Origin of the sequence: Rhodococcus sp. R1101, assembly GCF_000278445.1 — a bacterium.
Lineage (GTDB): Bacteria > Actinomycetota > Actinomycetes > Mycobacteriales > Mycobacteriaceae > Rhodococcus > Rhodococcus gordoniae.
Genome location: NZ_AJVB01000299.1, coordinates 1 through 4,571 on the forward strand (window position 1 = coordinate 1; position 4,571 = coordinate 4,571).

A 4,571-nucleotide genomic window follows, 5' to 3' on the forward strand; every position below is an offset into this window, starting at 1 on the left:
GACGTCGACCTTCCCGTCGATCCCGGGATGCGCGCGCGTCTGGTGGACAGGTTCGGTCTGTTCGGCATCCGCACGGCGGTGCTTCTCGTGCAGCTCGGTGCCCGCGATTCACCGTCTCTCGCCGCCGAACTCGTCGCGCGCAGTGGGCTCGACGAGCTGCGTCAGGTGATCGACGTGCAGTTCGGTCAGCGTGCCGATCAACTCAAGACCCACTCGGCGCTGCTGGCACTCGAACGGGTGCTGGACATGTGCGGCGACCGCGAACTGCTGGGAGTGGTGCGGCGCGAACTGGCCGACGACCACGGTTTCGCCGAGCTCCGACTGCTGGGCAGATTGCGGTCGTCGACGGTGTCGTTGCCCGGCGAAGAGATTCTCGCGTTGCAACGCGTGGTCGGTGGATTCGGGATCGGCGCCACCCGTCGACTCGGTCTCGTCGACGACGCCTCGCCCGCCGAGATCCGGGCGGCGGCCGTGGATGCGGTGCGGCACTGGCGGTCCCGTGCAGAGCACCCGCTGCTCGATCCGTTCACCGCGAAGGCCGCCTCGGTGGCGGCGCGCAGTGCGGAAGGGCTGGTCGCGGGGGTGCGGTAGCCCCGGGAGGGAGATCGGCGGTCCGCCGGGGGGTCACTCGAGTCGGCCGGGCACCGGATAGCTGCGCAGCGACAGGCCGATCTGGCCCGAGACGATCAGGTCGTCGATCGTCTGCTGCAACTTGTGGCAGGTGGGAACCCAGGCGCGACCGTCCCGGGTGGTGCGGGACCGTGCGAACTCGGGGCAGACGCGGTCTGCGTCGTCGAGCCATTGAATGCTGGTGTGCGCCTCGCTGTACTTCTCGACGAGGACGCGATTGCCACACGTGTTGCACCGGACGCTGTCCATGATCGGACCTCCTTGATCGTGACTGCGACGGTAGTCACCGGCGAGCGGCCCGGCTGCCCGTTCTCCCACGGACCGGGAGATCATGTTCCGGCCCGGGTACGGAATCCCGGCTGCCGCACCCGCATCTACCTGGGCTGTTAGGCTTCGAACATGCCCGAGATCGAGCCTGTCGCCGACGTGTCCGACGACAGTTATCCGTCGTTGCCCGCCACGAGCTGGGCTGTTCTGGGCATGCTCACCTTCGGCGAGGGACTCACCGGATACGACCTGAAGAAGTGGGCGGACTGGAGCATCGGCTACTTCTACTGGAGTCCGTCCGTCAGCCAGATCTACGCCGAGTTGAAGAAGCTCGAGTCGGCGGGACTGGCCGAGTCGGAGATGGTGTCCGAGCCGGGGGAGCGGGGCCGCAGGGTCTACCGCATCACCGAGCGCGGCACCCGCGCCGTGCGGAACTGGTCGCGGGACGCGCCCGTGGAGCAGCCGGTCCTCAAACACGGCCTCATGCTGCGGCTGTGGATGGGCCATCTCAACGAGCCCGAGGAACTGAAGAAACTCGTCCGGTCGCATATCGAGAACATGGAGGCGATGCGGGAGCGGGCCGGGTTGCACGGAGAGCACGCGACCCGCGAACCCGCCTGGGCGTTCTCCAGAATGAGCCTGCTGTGGGCCGAACGCTATTTCCAGGCGGAGATCGATCTGGCCAGACAGGTGCTGACCGACATCGACGAGGCGGCCGAGACGTTCTCGGGTGTCCGGGCGCGCGACGAGTTGGGCAATCCGGTTCCGAAGGCGTCGGGATCCTGGCGCGAGGTGGAGGATTTCGTGCTCGGTCTCGAACGGCGTGAGCGGAGTTAGTTCTCCCTTCGCCGGTGGCGGGCACCGACGTCGCGGGATGTGACGGTCAGGCGTATTGCAGGCGGGAGTGCGCTGTCGCGGCGGGCGGACCGGGGTGACGTGGGCGTGGCGCAGCCGGCGCGGTGCGGGGGCGTCCGGTGAGGGATCGGTGGATCGCTTTCGCCGCCATACGGACCGGGGCCGCGTGACGATGATCGAATTCGAGGTGTCCGGTCGGTCCGCAGATGGACAGGGCGGCGACGACATCGCCCACGGGGCCGATCGGGACCGCGATGACGCCGATTCCGCCGGAGATCCGGCTCACCTCGTACGCCACGCCCATCTCCCGGACCTTGCGCAGTTCGGGAGTGAAGTCGGTGAGGTCGTGGGTGCCGTCCGGCGTGTAGGCGAGCAGGGTCTTGCCGATTGCGGAATCACGTGCGGGATAGCGGCTGCCCACGCGGGTGGGCAGCTCCGCGGCGAGCCGGCCACCGACCTTGTCGAGGTAGAGCACATCGGATCCGTCGAGCACTCCGAGATGCACCACATAACCGGTGGCGCGGTGCAGGTCCTGCAGGATCGGAGCGGCCGCGCTGTGCAGGCGGTTCTGGTGCACGGCAATCGAGCCGAGTTCCATCAGGCGGGTGCCGAGTTCGTAGTCGCGGCCTTCGCGGCGTAGCCACCGCATCTCGACGAGGCGTTCGAGCATCCGATGAGCGGAGGAGCGGGGGAGCCCGGTCCGCCTGACGACCTGGGCGAGGGTGAGGCGCCCCGGGCCGTCGAAGGCGTCCAGGACGAGCGAGATTCGTTCGAGAATCGCGGTGGGGGTGGAGTCTGCAGTCGCGGGTGCGGTCACCGATATCTCCCTCGATCCGGGCGAAGATTGCCACGAAACACAGCTGACGTTGGTATTTCTATTAGGAATAGTGACATACTCCCGCCGCCTTGTGAAGTGGATCACCCGGATCGTATGTCGAGGAGAGGGAACCCGTTGTCCTGGCCGGACGGGGTTCCCCCTCCTCGGGGAGCGATCTGTGGTTGTACGGACAGTGCTGCGCAGCGTGTCGCGCTACATGGCTGCGAGAGGTTCGCTGCCGGACCAGTCGTGGCCCCAGTAACTGTCCGCGGTGATCTCCTCGGACGTGTAGAACGTCTCGTCCACCAACTGCCCGTCGGTGCCGAACTCGATATCCCAGCCACCGGGGGCCCGCACGTAGAACGACACCATCTTGTCGTTGGTGTGGCGGCCCAGCGTCGACGACACCGAGAAGCCGTCCTTCACGACACGGTCGAGCGCCTGCCCGACGGCGTCGAGCGTGTCGACCTCGACCATGATGTGCACCAGGCCGGGCGCACCGCCGTGCGGGGCCGGACACAGCGCGAGGCTGTGGTGACGCTGGTTGACACCCAGGAAACGCACCCGCAGCGGGCCGAACTCCGGCGGCGCCGGGATCCGGAAGGCGCCGCGCGGCAGGAAGCCGAGGACGTCGGTGTAGAAGTCGAACGTGCCGTTCGGATCCATCGTCGGCAGCACGACGTGACCCAGACCCTGTGCGCCGGTGACGAACTCGGCGCCGAACGGGGTCACGACCGGGCTGTGGTCGAGGACCGCGCCGTGGAAGACCTCGAGTGTGGTGCCGGCGGGATCCTGGAAGGTGACGACCTCCTCGACGCGGCGGGCGTCCGCCTCCTCGAGCGACAGCGGCTTGACCGCGATGCCGGCGCGTTCGACGGCCTCGGTGACCCGGACCAGTGCGGCATGGTCACGGACCTCCCAGCCGACCGTGACGACCTCGTCGGTCTCACCCGGAACGACGACGATGCGCGCGGCGCGCTCGTCCATGCGCAGGTACAGGGCGTCGGGGTCCGGGCCGGAGCCCTTCGCGAAACCGAGCACGTCGAACGCGAAGGTGCGCCAGCGCTCGATGTCGTCGGTCTGGACCCTCACGTAGCCCAGGGCGCGGATGTCGGTGCCGAAGCCGCCGACATGGGGGTTCGTCATGGTATGTCTCCGTTGTGGATTCGAAGTAGTGGTGATCCAGCGGTCAGATCATGGAACGCAGCGGGCCCTGTGGATCCACGCCGAGGCTGCTCAATGTCGCGGCGTGGTAGACGGTGCCGGGGACGTGGATCGCGTGGTGCAGCCCGGCGTGCGCGTCGCGCCAGAAGCGCTGCATGGGCTTGTCCATGCGCAGGGCGTTGCCGCCGCAGCGGGCGTAGACCTGGTCGATCGCGGTGACGGCCTGCCATGCCGCGTTCACCTGGGTCTCGCGGCCCAGAGCGCGCTGCTCGAACGTCGGGGTCCTGCCGGCGTCGACCAGATCCCACATGCGATCGACGTTGGCCAGCAGCGAATCCCGCGCCGACCGCAGCTTCGCGGTGGCCTCACCGATCGCGAACATCGTGTACGGATCGTCCTTGACCGCGGTGCCCTGCGGGTTGATGCGCTCGCGCTGGTACTCGTTGGCGTGGTGCAGGAGACCCTCGCAGATGCCGATGGTGGCCGACGTAATGCCCAGCGGGAACATGTTCGACCACGGCATCAGGTACAGCGTCTCGGTGCGGCCGTACTTGCGCACCGCGGTCCCGTCGATGACCTCGTCGCAGTCCATGACGCGGTAGTCGGGCACGAACGCGTCCTCGACCACGACGTCCTTGGAGCCGGTGCCGCGCAGACCCACGACGTCCCAGGAGTCCTCGATGATCTCGTAGTCCGAGCGCGGAATGATCACGTGCAGCATCCGCGGCGGCATCTCCATACTGCCGTCCGGGTTGCACGCGAAGGCACCGAGGAACGCCCAGTCGCAGTGGTCGGTCCCGGAGGAGAACGACCACCTGCCGGAGAACATGTAACCGCC

Annotated in this window: 5 protein-coding genes and 1 pseudogene; 2 read left to right on the forward strand and 4 right to left on the reverse strand. The window is 67.8% G+C overall.

What is annotated here, in order from left to right; translation table 11 throughout:
- Positions 1 to 591: pseudogene (locus tag R1101_RS0116345) on the forward strand (Isoniazid-inducible protein iniC); the annotation flags it as partial.
- 33 nt (positions 592 to 624) lie between these two features.
- On the opposite strand, the gene R1101_RS0116350 reads toward R1101_RS0116345, so the two are convergent.
- Entirely contained in the window at positions 625 to 879 is a 255-nt protein-coding gene (locus tag R1101_RS0116350; RefSeq protein WP_026003359.1) for a hypothetical protein, read from the reverse strand.
- A gap of 150 nt (positions 880 to 1,029) precedes the next feature.
- Between R1101_RS0116350 and R1101_RS0116355 the strand changes: the two genes are divergently transcribed.
- Positions 1,030 to 1,734: a PadR family transcriptional regulator gene (locus tag R1101_RS0116355; protein WP_016934457.1), complete on the forward strand. Its 705-nt coding sequence runs from the start codon at positions 1,030 to 1,032 to the stop codon at positions 1,732 to 1,734.
- Between the two features lie 46 nt (positions 1,735 to 1,780).
- On the opposite strand, the gene R1101_RS0116360 is transcribed toward R1101_RS0116355, so the two are convergent.
- The 3 genes from R1101_RS0116360 to R1101_RS0116370 all read right to left on the reverse strand — a co-directional run.
- Entirely contained in the window at positions 1,781 to 2,569 is a 789-nt protein-coding gene (locus R1101_RS0116360; protein WP_016934458.1) for an IclR family transcriptional regulator, read from the reverse strand.
- Between the two features lie 213 nt (positions 2,570 to 2,782).
- Complete coding sequence (bphC, locus tag R1101_RS0116365; RefSeq protein ID WP_016934459.1) at positions 2,783 to 3,715, reverse strand: biphenyl-2,3-diol 1,2-dioxygenase; 933 nt, start codon at positions 3,713 to 3,715, stop codon at positions 2,783 to 2,785.
- Positions 3,716 to 3,758: 43 nt separating this feature from the next.
- On the reverse strand, positions 3,759 to 4,571 hold an 813-nt coding region (locus R1101_RS0116370), incomplete at its 5' end, for a hypothetical protein (protein WP_016934460.1).